Genomic DNA, 19,050 nt, shown 5'->3' with positions numbered 1-19,050 from the left:
CCGTCAGGCAGCGGCTCTCGGAATGGATACGCAGCAGCCGGAAGCTTCGAGCGCTTTATTGGCTACATCGATGAACAGGCGACGGAACCAGCGCGCCCGGCCGTCCGTCTGGTCGACGCGGCGATAAAGCATCGTCACGGGATCGGCCGGCAGCGAAAGCGGCGGCTCGCAAAGCATCAGCCCATGTAACTGCGCCATGCAGCGACCGATCGATTCCGGCACGGTGGCAATGGCGGGCATCGCCTTCAGCACCATCGGCAGAGCGGAAAAGCGCGGGACGGTCGCCACCACCTGCCTCACATCGCCGGTGCGGTTCAGCGCCATGTCGATACCGGTCGAGGTGTTGCCTTCAAACGAGACGGTGACATGCGCGACTTTGGCGAAATCCTTGAGGCTCAACGGCGCCTTCAGCCCGAGCTGAGCTTCATCGTAGATGCAGATCGAGACTTGGTCGAACAGCGGCGCGCGAATGTGCCAGGAGGCGGGCTCGTCGTGCATCGCGACGCTGAAATCGAAGACGCCTTCATCCAGCCGGCGTGCGGCATCGCGCTTTTCGGAAGCGATGCCGATCAGCCGGGCGCCGGGTGAAAGCTGGAGAAGACGGGCGGCAAGCGGGCCGAAGAAAGCCGATTCGAGATTGTCGCACATGCCGATGCGGAACTCGCCCTGCCAGCTTGCCGGATCGAACTCGGCCTGCGGGCGGATGGCGCGCTCGATGCCCGACAGCGCATCCTCGATCGCCGGGGCGATGGAAAGGGCGCGCGGCGTCGGCTGCAGGCCGCGGCCGACACGCACGAATAATTCGTCGTCCAGCGCCTCGCGCAGGCGCCGCAAGGCGGCGGACAGGCCCGGCTGGCCGAGCAGCAGCCGCTCGGCGGCACGGCTGACATTGCGCTCCTGCATCAGCACCGAAAAGGCCAGCAGGAGATTGAGGTCGATCTTGCGAAGAGTGGCGTCATTCATCATCGTCAGTAATACCTGGCATGGCTACTATCAATTTGCAATAGGAAAGGAAGCTGTACATTTTCTCGTTCCCTGCCGCCCGGCAACCTCCCCCGATGAGGCGGCAGCAACGAAGGAACGATTTCGATGACTCTTTCCAAATCGCGAAGCGGGGCGGGGCTGGCATTGCTGCTGCTCTGCACCGCCAATTTCCTCGACGCCATGGACGTCTCCACCATCGGCGTTGCCTTGCCTGCCATCCAGGCCGAACTCGGCATGGAGGCGACATCGCTGCAATGGGCCGTCAGCGCCTATGTGCTCGGCTATGGCGGCTTCCTGCTGCTCGGCGGCCGGGTCGCCGACGTCTTCGGCCATCGCCGCGTCTTCCTCTGGTCGCTGGCGATCTTTGCCGCCGCCAGCATCGCCGGCGGCTTCGTCGATAGCGGGCCGACGCTGATCGCCGCCCGCTTGATCAAGGGCATTGCCGCCGCCTTCACCGCGCCTGCCGCCCTTGCGCTGCTGCTCTCCGTCTTCGGCGAGGGAACCGCACGGGCAAAGGCGCTCGGGGTCTTCGCCTCGACCGGCGCCACCGGCTTCGTGCTCGGCATGGTGCTCGGCGGTGCCGCAACGATCTTCAGCTGGCGGGCGACGCTTGTCATGGGCGCGCCCGTCGCCATCCTGACACTCCTTCTTGCGCCGCTGGCACTGCCGGCCGACCCGAAAAGGACAGGACCGCGGCCGAGCTTCGACTGGGCCGGTGCGCTGACGATCACCCCCGGGCTGCTGCTCTTCGTCTTCGGCATCACCAATGCTGCGGCCGCCGGCTGGCAGGCTTTTGCGACCTGGGGTTCGCTCGTCGCGTCGCTGGTGCTGATCCTGCTCTTCCTCGTGGTCGAAGCGCGCCATGCCGATCCGATGGTGCCGCTCGGCATGTTCCGCCGGGCCAAGCTCCGGCATGCAAATGCGATCGCCGCCCTCTTCCAGGGCGCCTATGTCGGCTTCCAGTTCCTGGCGACGCTCTATTATCAGAACGTCATCGGCTGGTCGGCCTTCACCACCGGCTTCTGCTTTGCGCTTGGCGGCGTCTTCGTGATGTTCCTGGCGCCACGTTTTGCGACGCTCGCGCAAAATCGCGGCGCCACCGGGCTGATGGCAGCGGGTGTCGGCCTGCAGGCGTTCAGCTATATCTTCTGGGTGACCGCACTCGGACATGTCGACCCGATCCTGCTCGTGCTGTTCTCGCAGATCCCGCTCGGCCTCGGCTACGCCATGACCTACCCCTCGGTGCAGGTCGCGGCCCTTTCCGACGTGGAGGACGACAAGTCGGGGCTCGCCTCCGGGCTGCTCTTCGCCTCCTTCCAGATCGGCGGCGGCATCGTGCTTGCGGCGGCCTCGGCAGTCTTCGGCGCCGCACCGCATTTCGGCTGGAACCCCTATGTCGCCGGCATCGCTTTCGTGGCGCTGCTTGCGGTGGCGATTACCCTGCTTGCAGCCGCCGGGCCGCGGACATCGGCCGCCCGGAGACCCAGCTACCAGGCGGCGGAATGACCTCCATCGGCCCGCACCCTGACCGGTGCGGGCTGCTCATGAACCGGAGCGACAGCTGCAAAGAATCCCGTTGCGTTGCCTGGGTGAAAGGCGCATGGTCGCAACTTCGGCAGCCAGTGTAAGGGCGCTGCCGACTGAGGGTTTTTATACCCTTGCCCCGATGAAAGGAGGACCGATGTCTTCCACTTTCGAAAAGTCGCATCTGACTTCGTCCGATCTCGACATGCTGCAAGGCGTGCTCGACGACGCCGGCTACGACGCCAAAATCCTGATCGGTAACGAACGTGTCTTTAACGTCGCCGCCATGCTGTTGATCAGGCTGTTCGAAGAGGGCGTCACCTCGCCAGCCATGCTCTCACAAGCGCTCGAACACCATTTCGGCAAGCTGAAGACGCCGCCGAAACCGGTAACCCCCGTCTTTAACCGATATGCGATACAGGGATTGCCCCGCGAAAGACGCGCCGCCGTCTAGAGCGTGATGCCGAAAAGTGTGAGCGGTTTTCGGACGACATCATGCTCTCACTGATTTCTAGCGGCAAGCGAGCCGCCCGGCTCCGAAGGAATATTGTGCGAAAAGCCCTCTTGCTTTGTATCTGCGTCGCAGCGGCCGGTTATTTCGGATGGGTGCAATTCGGGGCTTACCAACAACGCGAGCAGGCTAGAGATCTTGCCGACATCGACAGGGAGCGCCGGGTGGCGCTCCTGGAAATCGATGGCTGCCGGGCGAAAGTGGATCTGCTTCTGTCGATGACAGACCGCCTGCTCAAGGCCGGCGGCATGCTGGTACCGCTCGATATCGGACGGGACATAGAACTCTGTTTGGCCCGCGGCATCATGTCTGCATCAGGTCGTGCGGAGATGGAAAGAACGAAGCTGATCCGCCTGTTTCCCGTGAATGACTAAGCGCATCGGAAGATTCATCCCTCGCGCTTGTTTCGCATGCCGTTATCGCAAAACCGCCGCCCAGTTTTGCGCGGCTCGCTTTATCCCCTGTGGAAATATGGCTTTCCTGCGGCGGTGGCCTTAATGGCACCTCAATTTTCCTCTATAAGGAGGGCTCGCTGATTTGGCCGATGCGGCATTTGCGGTGACCGGGTTTCCGGCCCCGCCATTTTCCCGATCGCGAAAGCATGGTGACGTCCCGTCTCAACGTCGGGTTTGGCTTTCGGTGACCTCTCCGGTCATCCGCCTCCAGACAGCGATGCGGTTTCAGCAGGCATCATTTTCATTCCATCCCTGCGGCCCGGTGTTGTCGGGTTGCCCCTGATGACGATCCCGCGATCTCCGATCGCGACCGACAAGCGGGGCGAATACCACGCAGGCTGCGGCTTTCAATTTCGATCTAAAGGGAGATTTTATCGATGGCAAAAGGACAAGTAAGAAGCAATCGCGAGGTCCGGAAGCCGAAGAAGGACAAGCAGGCAGCGAAGGTGGAAAGCACATTCGCCAATCAGATGAAGACGGCGACCAAAACCGCCCCGCAGGGCAGTGCTCCAAAGAAATAGAACCTCTTATCGAGCCCCCGCTCCGCCCCCGTGCGCATAACAGCGCAAGTGATAGCGCGTCTTGTCGGACGCGCCGCGCTCCGGCGTGACACCATCACCCATTGACATGTTTTCAGAAAAACAGGAATTGCTGTAACCATGACCACTCTTCATACGATGTACCACTTCGACTATCCGCTCTTCCTCATTCGTTCGGCCGTGGTGATTGCACTCGGCTTTTCGGCGATCGCCGCCTTTCACGGCGTCACTCTGTGATCGAATCTGCGCGCCGCAGCGAGTGCGAGGAAATCCAAGTGGCCCCTATGGGTGAGCCCGACGACAACCCGGAGCGATCCGAAAACCCGGATCGATCCGCGGAGCAAGCGGCGCTTTTCGCTGAAAAGCGCTGGCTGAAGATCCTTGCCGGATATCGCCAGCCGCGGGCCGGACGCAGCGCCTTCGAGCTTGCCGTCACCGTCGTCCCCTTCGCGCTGTTCTGGGCTGCCGCATGGGCAGCGGTTCATTACAGCTTCTGGCCCGGCCTGATCCTCGTCCTTCCCGCCGCCGCTTTCCTGCTCCGGCTGTTCATGATCCAGCATGATTGCGGCCACGGCTCGTTTTTCGCCCGTCGCCGTGTCGACGACTGGGTTGGACGCACGATCGGCATCCTGACGCTGACGCCTTACGACTATTGGCGCCGGGCGCATGCGGAACACCACGCCTCGGCCGGGAACCTGGACGAACGCGGCGTTGGCGACATCGAAACGCTGACGATCGCCGAATATAACGCGCTGTCGCACTGGGGCCGGCTCGGCTACCGGCTCTACCGGCACCCGATCGTGATGTTCGGGATCGGACCGGCATGGCTGTTCCTCTTCAAGCAGCGCCTGCCTTTCGGCATGATGCGCTCCGGCGCCCTGCCCTGGATCTCGACCATGGCGACCAACCTTGCCATCGCAGTGGTCGCCGCGCTGCTGATCTGGGCGGTCGGGATCGTCCCCTTTCTCCTGGTGCATCTGCCGACCGTACTTCTGGCAGGTGCTGCCGGCGTCTGGTTGTTCTACGTCCAGCATCAATTCGAGGAAACACATTGGTCGAAGGAGCCGGACTGGCAGTTCCAGCATGCGGCCCTGCACGGCGCCTCGCATTACGACCTGCCGCCGGTGCTGCGTTGGATCACCGGCAATATCGGCATCCACCACGTACATCATCTGTCGAGCCGGGTGCCGTATTACCGGCTGCCGGAAGTGCTACGAGATCATCCTGAGCTTGCCGATCTGGGCCGCATCACGCTCATGGAAAGCCTGCGTTGCGTCAAGCTGGTGCTGTGGGACGAACAGACGAAACGACTGGTCTCGTTTCGCGAGGCGGCGCGGCTTGCCGCAGCATGATGACGGGGCGTTAGAGCGGTTTAGCTTTCACGGAAGCGCAGAGCCGCTCTGACCTTTTGCCTGCATCCAATTCCAGGGAAAGCCGCCTCCTTCCCTGGAATTGTTTAGCGATAGCCTGTCACATCCGCCGGCCTGCCCGGATCCTGCACTTCCACCATGTAGCGCCAGCAATCCGGCCGCGAACCGTCGATATCGTCGAAGCCATAAGTCTTGGCCACTCCGCCGCTCGACAGCGACTGGCCGTTCCAGCGGGCGCGATCGGGATCGGCGGCGATCGCCGCAACGGCCCGGCCGACGAAGCGCGGGGTTTCGGAAATGGCGAAATGCGGCTGCACTTTCGTCGCCTCGCGCCAGTTCTCCTCGCCAACACCATAAGCATCCAGCATCATTTCGGAGCGCAGCCAGCCGGGCGTGATGGAAACGGCGGTGGCGCCGTGTTTTTCCAAATCTTGCGCATGCGCCCAGGCCATGCGGGTGACACCCGTTTTGACGAGGTCGTAAAAGGGCGACAGCCGGTAATGGGTGGCATTGTATTCGGCCGTGCCGTCGGTCATCTCCACCAGCAGCCCGCCGGGCCGCTCGATCATCAGCGGCAGAGCGTAATGGGCGGTGATCAGATGCGTCTCGATGCCGAGTTGCAGCATGCGCAGGCCCTTGTCCAGCGAATGCTCCCAGACGGCCTTGTCCCATTCGAACAGCTTCTCGCAGCCCCAGATGTCGTTGACGAGAATATCGAGCCGGCCGGCTTCGCCGCGGATGCGGGCGACCAGCGCCTGGACCTGTTGCTGGACGAGATGGTCCACCTGCACGGCAATGCCCTTGCCGCCGGCTGATGTCACCAACTCGGCCGTCTCCTCGATCGTCTCCGGTCGGGCATACTCGGATTGCTGGGCGCGCGTCGTGCGCCCGGTCACGTAGACGGTGGCGCCGGCGGCACCAAGCTCCACCGCGATGCCTCGGCCGGCGCCGCGCGTAGCACCCGCCACCAAGGCCACTTTCTCCCGCAAGTTCGCTGTCACTTCTCCATCCTCCACGCTACTGCAAAGTGTTACAGCGTCCTTTGCGCCTCCAAAGAGGCGCCGCGCTGTAGAACGCCTCATGCCGTCGAAGCGCCAGGAATTGGCTCTTTGTTTTTACGCAATTCCGGACGGAAAACCGCTTCACACTTTTCCTGGAATTGCTCCAGCTGGCGCTCCTTGTTTATAAACGAATGATCGTTTATATATAACGTGAATGCAAGAGGAATTTCATGCCGCGCCGCCGTACACTGTCCGACGAACAGCTTCTCGCCATGGTGCTGGCGCTGATTCATGCCGAGGGGCCGGACGCGGCGACCTTTGCGGCGGTGGCGAAAGCGAGCGGACTTTCCGGTTCGACGCTGGTGCAGCGTTTCGCCACAAAAGCGGCTATGCTGCGCGCCGCGCTGCTTTATGCCTGGGACCGGCTGGATGCGGAAACGGCGCGGCTTGCCGAGACCGTCCCGAAAACGCCGGAAGGGGCCATCGCGCTGCTCGTCGGCCTGTCGCAGGATTACGGCGACAATGCCGCCGCCTATGGCGAGGGACTGCTGGTGCTTCGCGAGGATTTTCGCGATCCGGTGCTGCGCGCCCGAGGGGCGGCCTGGGGAACGGCACTAACGACGGCGATCGCTCGATGTTTCGGATCGGCGACTGCTCCGGAGACGATCGCCCGGCTGATGCTGTCGCAATGGCAGGGTTCGCTCATCTGGTGGGGTTTTGGCGCCGAGGGGCCGGTGGCCGCCTATGTGGAGACGGAGCTTCGGCGCTTCCTCGCCGCGGTACCTGTCCACTCAGCCTAGGAGACTGTGAAGATCATCGCCTTGATAAAATAAAGCAAAGCGGCGGTCGCGACGATGGTCGCCAATGTGAGCAGCAGTCCGATCAGGGTGACGAGACCATCCCGCTCCATCAGGGCGACGGCGAGCACCACCAGCGAGAACACCGGCAGAATATTGCCGAAGGGGATCGGCAGCGCGATCACCACGGCGAGCAGGAAGACAGGAATGCCGAGAAGCGCCTGCACCGTCGGGCCGGTGAGGGCCTCCAGCCGACCGGCGCGCACGACCTTCTCCACCCGGGCGATCACCGGGACCGCGTGACCCACGACGAGATCGAGCGCCGCGGACGAAACCCGGCGATCCCTGACAATGGCAGGCAGCCAGACCTTCCGGCCGCCCGCAACGATCTGGAGGGAGACCAGCGCGAGCGCGGTACCGAAAACCATTCCGAACGGCCCGGGAATCGGGGTCAGCGCCGGGATTGCCAGGAACAGGATGGTGAAGGCGATGCTCGTCGAGCCCATCGCCTCCAGAGCCTCACCGATGGAGAGGCCGCCCTTCACCCGGGCGAGTTCCAGCATCTCCCGGAGCCGCGCTGTGGCCACACCGCGCGGCCGCCGTCTATTTCCGTCTTGATCAGACATCACGCAGTCCATTTTTCAGCTGGCCGCCGTCACGCACCCTCGTCGGCTCCCTTCAGGGCGCCGACGAGGGCTGCGCATTGTGGGTCGCTGCCGTCGAGAAGTTCGGCCGGCGCGGTATGGCCGATCGCTATGTTGACGACTGTGGCCGCCGCCCAGCCGTAGTCGCCGGCGGCGCGCTCTATGAGCTTCGGCCCCTGGGATGTCAGGCAGGCCTGGGACTGGCGGACGATCTCCACGGGAAGCCGGGCGCGCTCAGCCTGTTGCTGTATCTCAGCCTGCAACGGATCGACGACGAGCAGGGCAAAAATCCAGCTGATGAAATTCGAAATCATATCTGTTTCCTTCGTTTATTAACGTGTTCTGTGTGCAAAGCCCGCTCAGGCGGGCTGCTGCGGATCCCGCGTCTTGAGGAGGCTCCAGACCACGCCGGCAGCGATGATCGCGAAGGTGATGCTGAGCGAGAGCGCGGCCGGGAATTTTTCAAGGCCCAGCAGATCGGCGAGGAAGATCTTCGAGCCGATGAAGATCAGCACGATGGCAAGCGCCGGCTTCAGGTAACGGAAGCGATGAATCATCGCCGCAAGCGCGAAGTAAAGGGCGCGAAGGCCGAGGATCGCGAAGATGTTCGAGGTGTAGACGATGAACGGATCGGTGGTGATCGCGAAGATCGCGGGGACCGAATCCACGGCGAAGATGACGTCGGCCACTTCGACCATCACCAGCGCCATGAAGAGCGGCGTGATGAACCAGGTCACCCTCCCCGTCCTGGGATTTGCCTTTCTGACGAAGAACCGTTCGCCGTGATGTTCCTCGGTGACGTTGAAGCGGCTGCGCATGAAGCGCACGAGGACGTTCTTCGAGACATCAGGCTCTGCCTCCTTGATAACCAGCATCTTGATGCCTGTGACGACCAGGAAGGCGGCGAAGATATAGAGAAGCCAGGCGAATTCGGCGACCAGCGTCGCGCCAACGCCAATCATGATGGCGCGCAGCACGATGACGCCGAGAATGCCCCAGAAGAGCACCCGGTGCTGGTAAATGCGCGGCACGGCAAAGAAGGAGAAGATCAGGGCGATGACGAAGACGTTGTCGAGGGCCAGCGTCTTTTCGACGACGAAGCCCGTCATATAGGCAAGGCCGGCCTCGGAGCCGAGGTACCACCATACCCAACCACCGAAGGTAAGGCCGAGCGCGATATAGAGAGCGGAAAGCCTGACGCTTTCGCCGACACCGATTTCCTTGTTCTGCTTATGAAGAATACCGAGGTCGAACGACAGAATGGCGATGACGAGGGCGAAAAAGCTCGACCACATCCAGAGCGGCGTTCCCAGCCACTCGACGAACAAAAAAGAGAGATTCAAGGATAGTCCCCTGCGGCACTGGTTGTCGGAGAAGGGTCCGACATCGCAAGAGTGCCGAAGCTCTCGCCAGAGGGGCCCGGACCAGCGGGTCGCACCGCAAGTAGGGTCTCACTTTTCAATAATCAAGCAGCGGCCAGTGCCAATTTTATATGTCGCGCCGGAGATAAGGCGTGCGCTGTGCGAATGCGTCATTCGCCCCGCAAGAGAAAGCCTTCGCCAGCCGTCTCACGCGTCCTCATCGTCCTTCTCCTCGCCCACGGTCAGCGGCCAGTCGACGACGTAATCTTCGAGATCGTCGAGATCGATCTCATTTTCGTTGATCGCGCGGCCTCGCGCGGAAATGCCGGCGGCATGGACGGTCTCCGGGTCGCCGGAGACGAGCGGGTGCCACCAGTAGAGGTCGCGGCCTTCATTGACCAGCCGGTAGCCGCAGGTGGGCGGCAGCCAGGCGATATCGGGCACATTCTCCTTGGTCAGCTGCACGCAGTCCGGCACGAAATCCCAGCGGTTCTCATAGCTGGAGCAGCGACAGCTTTCGCCATCGAGCAGCTTGCAGCTGACCGAGGTGAAATAGATATCGCCGCTATCCCATTCCTCGATCTTGTTGAGGCAACAGAGGCCGCAGCCGTCGCAGAGGCTTTCCCACTCGGCGGCGTTCATTTCGGCAAGGGTCTTGCTCTTCCAGAAGGGCAGATCGTTCATCGTTCGTTTCTTGCAACAGCGACCCGCAAATTCACGTGACCCTGATGCATCTCTCTTGTTATCAGCCGCAAAATCAATCAATCCTTCAGTATACTCCTGGTACTCGGAGAATTCTCTCCTGGTATCGGAGAGCTTTGCGGCCATATGCGGGCCTCGCGCTTTCGTCGGATATGACCGAAGCGCAATCAGGCGGGAATACAGGACGTGCAGGATCCGGACAACCCAGGAAATGGGCCAGGAAATGGGCCAGAAAACGGGCCAGAAAAAAGGCCCGGAAAAGCGGCGAACGAGGCCGCGGAAAAGCGGCCGGCGAAGAGCCGTCACATTCTGTTGCGCATCGATTCCTGGATCGATTCGACCGTCTGGAACGCCGGCTTCCGCGCCGCCGAGATCTGGGAAGACATCACCATTTTCTTCCGCCGCTTCCGCGTGCGCGGCTGGAAGCGCATGGTCTTCGAACTTGCCGGCGAAGGACTGACGCTCGGAGCGGCCGGCTCGGTCTTGATGCTGCTGCTTGCCCAGCCCGCCTTCGAGGCGACCAAGGAAGACTGGCGCAACCGCGGCGATTTCGCCGTCACCTTCACCGACCGCTATGGCAACGTCATCGGCCATCGCGGCGTCATCCACCAGAATTCCGTACCGATCGACGAATTGCCGGATTCGCTGATCAAATCGGTAATCGCCACCGAGGATCGGCGCTTCTTCGACCATTTCGGTATCGATTTCATCGGCCTCTTCCGCGCCATGAGCGAGAATGCGCGCGCCGGCGAAGTCGTCCAGGGCGGCTCGACGCTGACGCAGCAGCTCGCCAAGAACCTGTTCCTGTCCAACGAACGCTCGATCGACCGCAAGGTCACCGAGGCGTTCCTGGCGCTTTGGCTCGAGGCGAACCTTTCCAAGAAGGAAATCCTCTCCACCTATCTCGACCGCGCCTATATGGGCGGCGGCACTTTTGGCGCAGCGGCGGCGGCGCAGTTCTATTTCGGCAAGAACATCACCGATGTGAACCTCGCCGAATCCGCCATGCTTGCCGGCCTGTTCAAGGCGCCGGCGAAATACGCGCCGCATGTCAACCTGCCGGCGGCGCGTGCCCGCGCCAACGAAGTGCTGACCAATCTGGTGCAGAGCGGGCTGATGACCGAGGGCCAGGTGATCGCCGCCAGGCGCAATCCGGCCACCGTCGTCGACCGCAACGAGGTGGAATCGCCCGATTTCTTCCTCGACTGGGCTTTCGACGAGGTGCAGCGGCTGTCGTCGCGCTTCCACCAGCATTCGCTGATCGTGCGCACGACGATCGACATGGGTATCCAGCAGGCGGCGGAGGATTCGGTCGAGACGTCGCTGCGCGAATATGGCGAGGCCTATCACGCCAAGCAGGGCGCGATGGTGATGATCGAAAATGGCGGCGCCGTGCGCGCCATGGTCGGCGGCCGGGATTACGGCGAGAGCCAGTTCAACCGCGCCAGCAGGGCGCTGCGCCAGCCAGGCTCGTCCTTCAAGGTCTACACCTATGCGGTGGCGATGGAGAGCGGCATGACGCCGCAGACGACGATCGTCGATGCGCCGATCTACTGGGGCAACTGGAGCCCGCACAATTACGCAAACCGCTATGCCGGCCGCATCACGCTTGAGACCGCGATCGCCCAGTCGATCAACACCGTGCCGGTGCGGCTCGCCAAGGAAAAACTCGGTATTCAGCCGATCCGGGCGATGGCGAAGAACCTCGGCGTCGAAACGCCGATCCGTGACGACGTCACCATCCCGATCGGCACCTCCGAGGTGACGGTCCTCGACCAGGCGACGGCCTATGCCACCTTCCCGGCCGGCGGCTATCAGTCGCGCCGCCACGGCATCACCCAGATCCTCGATTACGACGGCGACGTGCTCTACGATTTCGACCGTGACGAACCGGCGCCGAAACGCGTGCTGTCCGAACAGGCCGACGCCTATATGAACCAGATGCTGTCGCGCGTTCCCTATGTCGGCACGGCGCGTAAGGCGGCCCTCGACAATGGCATTCTGACGGCCGGCAAGACCGGCACGACCCAGGCCTATCGCGACGCCTGGTTCGTCGGCTTCACCGGCAACTACACCTGCGCCGTCTGGTTCGGCAATGACGACTACACCTCGACCAACGAGATGACCGGCGGTTCGCTGCCGGCGATGACCTTCAAGCGCGCCATGGACTACGCCCATCAGGGTGTGACGCTGCGCGCCATCCCCGGCGTCGAAAACCCCCTGCCCTCGGAAAAGGACCTCGCCAAGACCGCCGCCGCCAAGCCGCAGGACGGATTGCCGCAGCTCATCCGGCCGCGCATGCTCTCGGTTCAATCGACTGGCATCCTCAAGAAGCTCGGCGAAAAGCTGAAGGATGCCGCCCCGCTCGCGCCGGCGAAGGTGGCGAGCGCGGAGTAGTTGGCCCAGGAGATTGCCGGACTGCCCCTCATCCGGCTGCCGCCACCAGCCGGGGTCGAGCCACAGGTCTCGACCCGTCCTTCGGACCCCCGTAAACGGCGCGAAGGGACCATGTCGCCACCTCTCCGTTCCCCGCACACCTCTCGTAGGGCACGTCCCCTCGCCCCGTTTACGGGGAGAGGGTTAGGGTGAGGGGCAGCCATTCGCGCAAACCGGACAGCCCTGTTGCCGCACTTTGCATAACGTGGATCAATCGGCGCCTATGTCACCGCGCGGCATTCCACCCTGCCAGAATCAGTGGTAACCCTTTCATCCGATATGGTTTCCAAGGTCATGACGTGTTTCGATTCCCCCTCTTTATCGCGATCACGCTGATCGTCGCCTTCGGCGGCGGGATCATGATTTCGCTTTATGCGCTGGATGCGACACAGGGTTTCGGGGCGATCAAGCTCGGCGCCTGGGAGGCCTTTCCGGCGTTGCAGACGGTCGAGGCCGATCCTTACGCCAAGTCGCATCGGGCGCGCGCCGGCAAGCTGCTCTATGGCAGCGCCGAGGGCCTGACGTTTACGGCGAGCGTCGACGACGAGGGCGCGCGGCTGAATGCCGGCTGCCGCTACCGCATCAGCGGGCAGACGCCGCCTGCCCGGCTCTGGACCCTCTTTACCGCCGACAATGGCGGCAATCCGGCAGCGGTGAAGACCGGGCATCCCTCAGCGCTCAATTCCTGGACGGTGCTGCGCAATCAAGACAGCAGTTTCTCGATCGGGATCTCAGCCGTCGCGCAGCCGGGCAACTGGCTGGCCTTGCCCGAGGCCGGTACCTTCCGGCTGGTGCTGACGCTGTTCGACACACCGACAGCCGGCAGTTCCGGTGTGATCGACCTCGCCATGCCGAAGCTCACCAAGACCGGATGCGGCAATGCTTAGGATATTCTTCGCCGTCCTGACCGGCCTTTTCGGCGCAGCCCTGCTGCATCTCGTCATCATCCTGTCGCTGCCGCATTTCACAGGAAGGGATGCGGCGACCCGCGTGGAGGCGGAGGGCGACCTCAATAATTTCTACCTGCTCGGCGACCAGTATGACGAGGCCGGCCTTGCCAATGGCGACCCCTTCCTGCGCACCGCCGTCTGCTCCTTCGACGTCGAGGATGCGCCGGTACATTTCACCGCCAAGGGCAATGTGCCCTTCTGGTCGATCGCCATCTACGACAGCGCCTCCAACGAGGTCTTCAGCATGAACGATAGGACATCGGTCGGCGGCGCACTCGATGTGCTGGCTGGCAGTCCGATCCAGCTGACCGACCTGCGCAAGAACTTGCCGCAGGAATTGCAGCAGGCGATCCTGGTGGAAATGGCAAGGCCGGACGGCTATGCCGTGCTGCGGACGCTGGCGCCGCAGGCGAGCTTCGATGAGGCTGCGCGCAACTTCCTGACGGAAGCCGGCTGCGAGCAATTCGCCGCTCGCTGAGGTTGAAGAGCGGTTACTTCTTGTTGACGCGCGGCGCGGGCGCCGGACGATGTTTCGGGCTCTCGGCCAACCGCTCGTAGCGGACGCCGGTGAACCAAAGGATCTTGGCTTCTCGGGGCTCTTTGTCCGGGCGACGCGGCGCCCGCGACCGCCGATCCGCCAATGCGACTACTATTGCCATTCTCGTCTCCATGCACTGCCCGAGACGGATGAAGTTGCGATGGATTTCACCCTGCCCGCCAATGTGCGGGCCGGCGCGTCCTGCAGTGCCGGAATGACCGGACCGAGGGCATTCGCGCCTTTCCCACGGCACCTGATTGAAATACCGTGATGCGGAGTTTCGACGATCCAAATACTCAAATCGCGTCGTTCCTATCCGAATTGAGACAGATGACAGTTAACAGTTTACTAATACTCGGCCGATGCCAAACACAGTTCACGTTACTTCCCCTTTAACGCTCGGAGAGTTGATTTGGTTTCACGCCACCTGTGCAAACGGCCGGCTGGAGATCAACGGATAAAATTAGAGCCAATTCATATAGTTGACAGCGGCGCTGGAATCCGTCGGCCGGGAAAAAGGCGATGTTGCAAAAATACATCATAAAAATATTAATTGCGAGGCGCTCAGATGCGCGTATGTTCGCTCATGTCGGTCACACGTTTCCGGGCTCCGATCGATCGAGGATTTTCCACGTCCTTGCCGGAATGCGGAGGGCAAGCGATGTCTTTGCTGGTCAATTCATCTTTCTCGCCTGAAGATCTCGACGTGCTGCGCAGTGCGCTTGATGCCTGGTGCACAGAACGGCGCATCGACATCAAAAGCGTCGACGCGCAATTCGCGGCATCCGCAGCACTCGACCTTTATCAGGCCGGTTACGACAGCCGCGAAAAACTGCTGCACGCGCTGCGCGATCACAGGGCCGCCTGAGTTTTTCCACCACCACGGCAGCGATGTGCAATCGTCGCAGCACGCCTTCCAAACCGCGCATTTTATATGGCCGGCTAACCATGCCGCGACACGTTCCGCGTGTATATTTCTGTTGCATTTTAATAAAATCTTCAACATGCATTAACCGTACCGGTGTAGGATTTGTTCATAACCGTATGGCCTGACATGCGTTCCGCCAGCGCATATCGGCCTTGGTCCCCTTGTTCTGCGTTTTCGGGGTGTTTTTGTGCGTGACCGGTTTCGAGACCTAGAAGGCCCCTTGGCCGTCAGGAAAAAGGACGTGGTACTAATGGCGACTGTCAGCAGTTTCGAGAACCTGTCTCATCCGACACGGTCCGAACTGCGCCAATTCGCCGAACTTTTCATGCCGCTGTTCCAGGCCTCCTCCGACGAGGCCAAGCGCCAGGCGGTCGCGGCGCTATCCCAATGCGAGAACATGCCGGCCGCCGTGGCGCTGTTCATCGGCAACCAGCCGATCGAGATCGCAGCCCCTTTTCTTGCCGCCTCAAAGGCAATCGCCGACGATACGCTGATCACCATCGCGCGCATGCAGGGCGCAACGCATGTCAAGGCGATCGTCAGCCGCGATTCACTCTCGCCGAAGGTCATCGATGCTTTGGTGGCGCTGCGACAGAGCCAGCCGCGATCGGCGGCCGCGTCTGCGCCGGTCATGGAATCGCCGGCGGTGCCGCTTTCGCCGGCGCCGGCCAAGACCAACGAGGCAGATGCGCTGGAGGAACAGCGGGTTGCCAATGAAGAGGCATTGCGCGAGCGTATCCTCGGCCTTGCCGGCCATCTCGGCCGTGCCGACGAGGACAGGCTCGGTCTGCGCACGCTCACCGACATTCAAGAGGCGCTCCTGGTGCGCTTCGCCCGTTCGCGTGAAGCGACGCATTTCGCAACGGCGCTTGCCGATGCGCTTTCCGCCAGCCGCTGGCTTGCCGAGCGCATCATGCTCGATCTTTCCGGCCAGCAGCTCGCCACGACGCTGACCAGCCTCGGCATGGGTTTTCTCGATGCCGTCTTCGTGCTCGAAAGGCTCTATCCGCACCTTGCCGAACAGCAGCACAACGTCACGCGCGGCTGGATGGTGCTCGATGCGCTCGACCCGGAAGAATGCCACGAACGCGTCGAAGCCTGGCGGCGCGCCGATCGCTACACTTATAAGCCGGAAGCGACCGATACGCCCGCGCCGGCGGCAACACCCGACTATCGCTTCATCCGCCAGGCGCCGCCGCAGCGCGACATGCGCGTCATGGGGCGGCGGTCTCGCTGAACCGCGGTTGATGACCTTGCCACCTACAGAGGTTCAAAATGACGCTGAGCTGACGAGCGCCTTGGCTCAGCCGCCCTTCGCAAGCGGGATCATGTTCCCCAGTTCATCCGCCTCCAGCTCGACGATCCAGAGATCGGGATCGAATTTGCGTTCGCGCTCCAGCATCGCCCGCACCGCTTCCGGATCGCTGCGCGACAGGCGGACCTCGAACAGGCGGTCGCCGGCCTGGCCTTCGTCGAAAGCGGTCTGCGGCGCCGGCGCATAAAGCGTTTCCAGGCCATCGCGGAAGTGTTGACGGATGAAGATCGCACCTGCTTCCTCCGCACCCTTCTTCTCGACGGCGGCGAAATCGCCGCTGGCGAAGACGCGGCGCAGGAGGGCTGAAATGAAGATGTCGGCGCGTAATCTCATCGGTGCGGTATAGACCGGCGCGCCGGTGGCGGCAATGCAGGGTCAGAGTTTGACCCCCGGGGTCAAACCTTGATCCCCAGGGGTCAGACCTTGACTGCCAGCCGCAATCCTCCCCAATGCCGCCCGCGGACGGTGATCGGAGCGGAGATATCCTTCATCATCACGAAATTGCCGCCGCCCATGTCGCGCCTGTAGGTCTGGACGAGGAAGGGCGCGGTGCTGCGGCCGGCGGCAAGGCCGACGCGATCGGCAAAGATGCGGCGATTGCGGCAATTGGCGGTGTTCCAGACGCTGTCGCCCGGCCGCTGGGCTTGCGAGAATTTCCGGTTGTGGGTCGGCAGATAGCCGTTCTCGTCGATCGCCGCGCAGAAGGCGATGCGCTCGTCCAAGCTTGTGACGGGTTCCTGGATCGGCGGCAGCAAGCGATCGGTGAGTTCGGTGAAGGCCGCCATCATCTGTGCCGGATCGGAGCCTGGTATCGGCCGATACCGTCGGTCGAAGAGAGCATCGAGCCCGATCTGCCCTTCAGCGACGGCGCGCTCGAAGGCGCCGGAAATCTGTCTTGCCACCGACTGCGCTTCCTCGATCCAACGGCTGTCGGCGGTCTTGACGCCGGCGCTCGCCGTCAGCTGGATCAGGGTTTCCGAGAGGCCGACGACGCTGTCGACGCGTTTTGCCGCCTGCTGCAGCCTGACATTCGAGCCGGCGACCTCGGCCGACATCTCGCCGAGTTTCTCGACGAAGCCGGCGCATTGTTGGTCGACCGCCTCGGTGGTGTTGGCCATGACAGTCGAACTGTCGAGGATGCGGGTGATGACATGCTCCATGCTTTCGAAGGCGCCGCGCATCGCCTCCGACTTGTCACGCACGCCGGCGGCACTGTCGCGCGCATCGCTGCCGACGGCCGACAGCCGGTCGATCTTCACGCGTAGTTCGTCCAGCGTCTGCTGGATGGAGCCGGTCGCCTTCGAGGTCTGCAGCGAAAGCGCCCGGACCTCGGCGGCGACGACCGCAAAACCCTTGCCCGCATCGCCGGCGCGTGCCGCCTCGATTGCAGCGTTCAGCGCCAGCAGGTTGGTCTGGCGGGCGATGGTGCTGATCTCCTCGGCGATATTGTCGACATCGGCAAGCGACTTGGAGAAGCCGGCGATCTCAGCGCCGATCTCGTTGGAGGACTGAACCATATGGCCGATCTCGGCGACGGAGCCCGTCAGGCGGTCGGCCGATTCCTTCAGCATGTGACGGGCCTCGGCCGCGGTGCGGTCGGTCTCGCGCAGCGACACGGCGACCGAGCGGTTGGTCTCGGCGATCGACAGCGCGGTGCGGGTGACATGATCGAAGGCGGAGGCATGCCGGGCCGACATTCCCGCCATGTCCTGGATGGCGCCGGCGATATCGACGAGATCGATGCCAAGGGTGGAGGCTTCTTCGGCAAGACGCAGCAGGATGTGGCGCAGCGCCTCGCGATCAGGCCCTCCCGCTTCGACCGCCGGTTCTCCGGCCAGATCGTCTATCGCCTTCAGCGCATGCATGACCGACGCTCCCCCGCCCCAATCAGAAAAGCTTCAGGCAACATGGTTAATAAGTTGCAAACAACGGCAGAACCTTAGACTTAGGTTGTAGGGAAAGAGGACCCCGTGACTGTGGGCCGGCCGTGTGGCGCCCCATCAGCTGGCGATGAAGCCCGTCAGCCGCTCGCTCAGCTGCCAGAGGCGTTCGGCAAATTCCGGATCGGTTGCCCAAGGACGGACACCGAGCATCTCGGTCGAATCGCCGGGGACGGCGGCGGCGATATCGCAGTTCTCGCAATAGACGCCGCCGAGACCCTCGAGCTTCTCGCTGACGGCGCACCAGACGGTGGTCGACGCCCCCTGCTCTATCGTCTTCTTGTTGTTTTCCGGATCGATAACCGGCTTGCCGTCCTCGTCGACATAGCCGCTCGCCTTGAGGAAGTCGCTCGACTGATGGCGGACCAGATTGGTGGTGACGATCCCGCCGGGATGTAGCGAGAAGGCTCTGACACCGTGCTTCGCACCCAAAGCGTCCAGTGAGATTGCAAAGAGAGCATTTGCCGTCTTCGACTGGCCATAGGCGAGATAGGGCGCGTATTCGCGGTTCTCGAAATTCGGATCGTCGAAATCGACGCCGGAAAAGACGTGGCCGCGCGAGGAGACGGCGATGACGCGTGCACCCTCGGCCTTCACCAGCGCCGGCCAGAGGCGGGCAGTGAGCTGGAAATGGCCGAGATGATTGGTGGAGAACTGCGATTCGTAACCGCGGGCATCACGCGTCAAAGGGTTCGCCATCACCGCGGCATTGTTGATGAGAAGATGCAGCGGCTCGCCGCTTTCGAGGAAGCGATCGGCAAAATCGTCGATCGAGCCGGGGTCCATCAGGTCGAGCTTTTCCACCGCAAGGCCGGGAATGCTTTCCACGGCCGCCTTGGCTTTTCCAAGATTGCGGGCGGGGACGACAACCCTGGCGCCGGCTTCGGCGAGCACACGAGCCGTCTCGAGGCCAAGACCGGAATAACCGCCGGTGACGATCGCGACCTTGCCTAAAAGATCGTGCCCGGCAATGACGTCGGCGGCGGTTGAAGCCGCACCGAAGCCGGAACCGATAGGAGCTTGTGGGGTGGACATGACATGCCCTCCGTTGTTGC

21 protein-coding genes are annotated in these 19,050 nt (G+C 62.6%); 11 read left to right on the top strand and 10 right to left on the bottom strand.

Annotated elements, in window-relative coordinates; all coding sequences use genetic code 11:
* Positions 1-3: 3 nt before the first annotated feature.
* Complete coding sequence (locus tag GR198_RS27065) at positions 4-966, bottom strand: LysR family transcriptional regulator (protein ID WP_011651109.1); 963 nt, start codon at positions 964-966, stop codon at positions 4-6.
* A 123-nt stretch (positions 967-1,089) separates the two neighbouring features.
* Between GR198_RS27065 and GR198_RS27060 the strand changes: the two genes are divergently transcribed.
* The 5 genes from GR198_RS27060 (at position 1,090) to GR198_RS27045 (ending at position 5,365) form a co-directional block, all read left to right on the top strand.
* A complete protein-coding gene (locus GR198_RS27060) occupies positions 1,090-2,490 on the top strand; it encodes an MFS transporter (RefSeq protein ID WP_164023120.1) in 1,401 nt (466 codons plus the stop codon).
* Between the two features lie 94 nt (positions 2,491-2,584).
* Positions 2,585-2,962 carry a hypothetical protein gene (locus GR198_RS27055; RefSeq protein WP_011651107.1) on the top strand — a complete coding sequence of 126 codons (378 nt, stop codon included), beginning with the start codon at positions 2,585-2,587 and terminating at the stop codon, positions 2,960-2,962.
* A 95-nt stretch (positions 2,963-3,057) separates the two neighbouring features.
* Positions 3,058-3,393, top strand: coding sequence for a hypothetical protein (locus GR198_RS27050; protein WP_003546678.1), 336 nt, complete (start codon positions 3,058-3,060; stop codon positions 3,391-3,393).
* Positions 3,394-3,851: 458 nt separating this feature from the next.
* Positions 3,852-3,995, top strand: coding sequence for a hypothetical protein (locus GR198_RS35545; RefSeq protein WP_003546677.1), 144 nt, complete (start codon positions 3,852-3,854; stop codon positions 3,993-3,995).
* A 302-nt stretch (positions 3,996-4,297) separates the two neighbouring features.
* Positions 4,298-5,365, top strand: a complete 1,068-nt coding sequence (locus GR198_RS27045) for a fatty acid desaturase (protein WP_164023326.1) — start codon at positions 4,298-4,300, stop codon at positions 5,363-5,365.
* A 104-nt stretch (positions 5,366-5,469) separates the two neighbouring features.
* On the opposite strand, the gene GR198_RS27040 is transcribed toward GR198_RS27045, so the two are convergent.
* Positions 5,470-6,384 (bottom strand): SDR family oxidoreductase, encoded by a 915-nt coding sequence (locus GR198_RS27040; protein WP_164046095.1) that lies wholly within the window; start codon positions 6,382-6,384, stop codon positions 5,470-5,472.
* A gap of 230 nt (positions 6,385-6,614) precedes the next feature.
* On the opposite strand from GR198_RS27040, the gene GR198_RS27035 reads away from it, so the two are divergent.
* Complete coding sequence (locus GR198_RS27035; protein ID WP_164046096.1) at positions 6,615-7,184, top strand: TetR family transcriptional regulator; 570 nt, start codon at positions 6,615-6,617, stop codon at positions 7,182-7,184.
* On the opposite strand, the gene GR198_RS27030 is transcribed toward GR198_RS27035, so the two are convergent.
* The 4 genes from GR198_RS27030 to GR198_RS27015 form a co-directional block, all read right to left on the bottom strand.
* Positions 7,181-7,807: an exopolysaccharide biosynthesis protein gene (locus tag GR198_RS27030; RefSeq protein ID WP_029875285.1), complete on the bottom strand. Its 627-nt coding sequence runs from the start codon at positions 7,805-7,807 to the stop codon at positions 7,181-7,183. The genes GR198_RS27035 and GR198_RS27030 overlap by 4 nt on opposite strands.
* Positions 7,808-7,836: 29 nt before the next feature.
* The gene (locus tag GR198_RS27025) at positions 7,837-8,139 is read right to left on the bottom strand and encodes a hypothetical protein (RefSeq protein WP_029875286.1); all 303 of its coding nucleotides are present in this window, start codon (positions 8,137-8,139) and stop codon (positions 7,837-7,839) included.
* A 45-nt stretch (positions 8,140-8,184) separates the two neighbouring features.
* Complete coding sequence (locus tag GR198_RS27020; protein WP_164023124.1) at positions 8,185-9,168, bottom strand: TerC family protein; 984 nt, start codon at positions 9,166-9,168, stop codon at positions 8,185-8,187.
* A gap of 225 nt (positions 9,169-9,393) precedes the next feature.
* Positions 9,394-9,870 (bottom strand): YcgN family cysteine cluster protein, encoded by a 477-nt coding sequence (locus tag GR198_RS27015; RefSeq protein ID WP_029875287.1) that lies wholly within the window; start codon positions 9,868-9,870, stop codon positions 9,394-9,396.
* A gap of 204 nt (positions 9,871-10,074) precedes the next feature.
* Here GR198_RS27015 and GR198_RS27010 point away from each other — a divergent pair, with 204 nt between their 5' ends.
* From GR198_RS27010 to GR198_RS27000, 3 genes are all read left to right on the top strand, one after another.
* Entirely contained in the window at positions 10,075-12,285 is a 2,211-nt protein-coding gene (locus GR198_RS27010) for a transglycosylase domain-containing protein (protein ID WP_164046097.1), read from the top strand.
* Positions 12,286-12,623: 338 nt separating this feature from the next.
* Entirely contained in the window at positions 12,624-13,211 is a 588-nt protein-coding gene (locus GR198_RS27005; RefSeq protein WP_164069812.1) for a DUF1214 domain-containing protein, read from the top strand.
* Entirely contained in the window at positions 13,204-13,752 is a 549-nt protein-coding gene (locus GR198_RS27000; protein ID WP_017963550.1) for a DUF1254 domain-containing protein, read from the top strand. The genes GR198_RS27005 and GR198_RS27000 overlap by 8 nt, the downstream gene beginning before the upstream one ends.
* A gap of 13 nt (positions 13,753-13,765) precedes the next feature.
* Here the strand turns inward: GR198_RS27000 and GR198_RS35540 are convergent, their stop codons facing one another.
* Entirely contained in the window at positions 13,766-13,933 is a 168-nt protein-coding gene (locus GR198_RS35540) for a hypothetical protein (RefSeq protein WP_165447569.1), read from the bottom strand.
* Between the two features lie 540 nt (positions 13,934-14,473).
* Between GR198_RS35540 and GR198_RS26995 the strand changes: the two genes are divergently transcribed.
* Entirely contained in the window at positions 14,474-14,680 is a 207-nt protein-coding gene (locus GR198_RS26995) for a hypothetical protein (protein ID WP_011651094.1), read from the top strand.
* Positions 14,681-14,927: 247 nt separating this feature from the next.
* Positions 14,928-15,977, top strand: coding sequence for a DUF2336 domain-containing protein (locus GR198_RS26990; RefSeq protein ID WP_029875290.1), 1,050 nt, complete (start codon positions 14,928-14,930; stop codon positions 15,975-15,977).
* A gap of 66 nt (positions 15,978-16,043) precedes the next feature.
* Here the strand turns inward: GR198_RS26990 and GR198_RS26985 are convergent, their stop codons facing one another.
* From GR198_RS26985 to GR198_RS26975, 3 genes are all read right to left on the bottom strand, one after another.
* Positions 16,044-16,388: a DUF1491 family protein gene (locus GR198_RS26985; protein WP_017990823.1), complete on the bottom strand. Its 345-nt coding sequence runs from the start codon at positions 16,386-16,388 to the stop codon at positions 16,044-16,046.
* 83 nt (positions 16,389-16,471) lie between these two features.
* Complete coding sequence (locus tag GR198_RS26980; RefSeq protein ID WP_029875291.1) at positions 16,472-17,920, bottom strand: methyl-accepting chemotaxis protein; 1,449 nt, start codon at positions 17,918-17,920, stop codon at positions 16,472-16,474.
* Between the two features lie 135 nt (positions 17,921-18,055).
* On the bottom strand, positions 18,056-19,030 hold the full coding sequence (locus GR198_RS26975) for an oxidoreductase (protein WP_029875292.1): 975 nt from the start codon (positions 19,028-19,030) through the stop codon (positions 18,056-18,058).
* Between the last annotated feature and the right edge of the window lie 20 nt (positions 19,031-19,050).

The organism is Rhizobium leguminosarum, assembly GCF_010668065.1.
Taxonomy (GTDB): Bacteria; Pseudomonadota; Alphaproteobacteria; order Rhizobiales; family Rhizobiaceae; genus Rhizobium; species Rhizobium leguminosarum_S.
This window is presented reverse-complemented; position numbering and strand designations above follow the sequence as displayed.

Excerpts from the sequence above, each read along its gene's own strand:
- GR198_RS27000 (WP_017963550.1), top strand. The coding sequence starts at position 13,204 with ATGCTTAGGATATTCTTCGCCGTCCTGACCGGCCTTTTCGGCGCAGCC.
- GR198_RS26975 (WP_029875292.1), bottom strand. The coding sequence starts at position 19,030 with ATGTCCACCCCACAAGCTCCTATCGGTTCCGGCTTCGGTGCGGCTTCA.
- GR198_RS26980 (WP_029875291.1), bottom strand. The coding sequence starts at position 17,920 with ATGCATGCGCTGAAGGCGATAGACGATCTGGCCGGAGAACCGGCGGTC.
- GR198_RS27045 (WP_164023326.1), top strand. The coding sequence starts at position 4,298 with ATGGGTGAGCCCGACGACAACCCGGAGCGATCCGAAAACCCGGATCGA.
- GR198_RS27030 (WP_029875285.1), bottom strand. The coding sequence starts at position 7,807 with ATGTCTGATCAAGACGGAAATAGACGGCGGCCGCGCGGTGTGGCCACA.
- GR198_RS27025 (WP_029875286.1), bottom strand. The coding sequence starts at position 8,139 with ATGATTTCGAATTTCATCAGCTGGATTTTTGCCCTGCTCGTCGTCGAT.
- GR198_RS27065 (WP_011651109.1), bottom strand. The coding sequence starts at position 966 with ATGATGAATGACGCCACTCTTCGCAAGATCGACCTCAATCTCCTGCTG.
- GR198_RS26985 (WP_017990823.1), bottom strand. The coding sequence starts at position 16,388 with ATGAGATTACGCGCCGACATCTTCATTTCAGCCCTCCTGCGCCGCGTC.
- GR198_RS27015 (WP_029875287.1), bottom strand. The coding sequence starts at position 9,870 with ATGAACGATCTGCCCTTCTGGAAGAGCAAGACCCTTGCCGAAATGAAC.
- GR198_RS27035 (WP_164046096.1), top strand. The coding sequence starts at position 6,615 with ATGCCGCGCCGCCGTACACTGTCCGACGAACAGCTTCTCGCCATGGTG.
- GR198_RS27055 (WP_011651107.1), top strand. The coding sequence starts at position 2,585 with ATGGTCGCAACTTCGGCAGCCAGTGTAAGGGCGCTGCCGACTGAGGGT.
- GR198_RS26995 (WP_011651094.1), top strand. The coding sequence starts at position 14,474 with ATGTCTTTGCTGGTCAATTCATCTTTCTCGCCTGAAGATCTCGACGTG.
- GR198_RS27060 (WP_164023120.1), top strand. The coding sequence starts at position 1,090 with ATGACTCTTTCCAAATCGCGAAGCGGGGCGGGGCTGGCATTGCTGCTG.
- GR198_RS35540 (WP_165447569.1), bottom strand. The coding sequence starts at position 13,933 with ATGGCAATAGTAGTCGCATTGGCGGATCGGCGGTCGCGGGCGCCGCGT.
- GR198_RS35545 (WP_003546677.1), top strand. The coding sequence starts at position 3,852 with ATGGCAAAAGGACAAGTAAGAAGCAATCGCGAGGTCCGGAAGCCGAAG.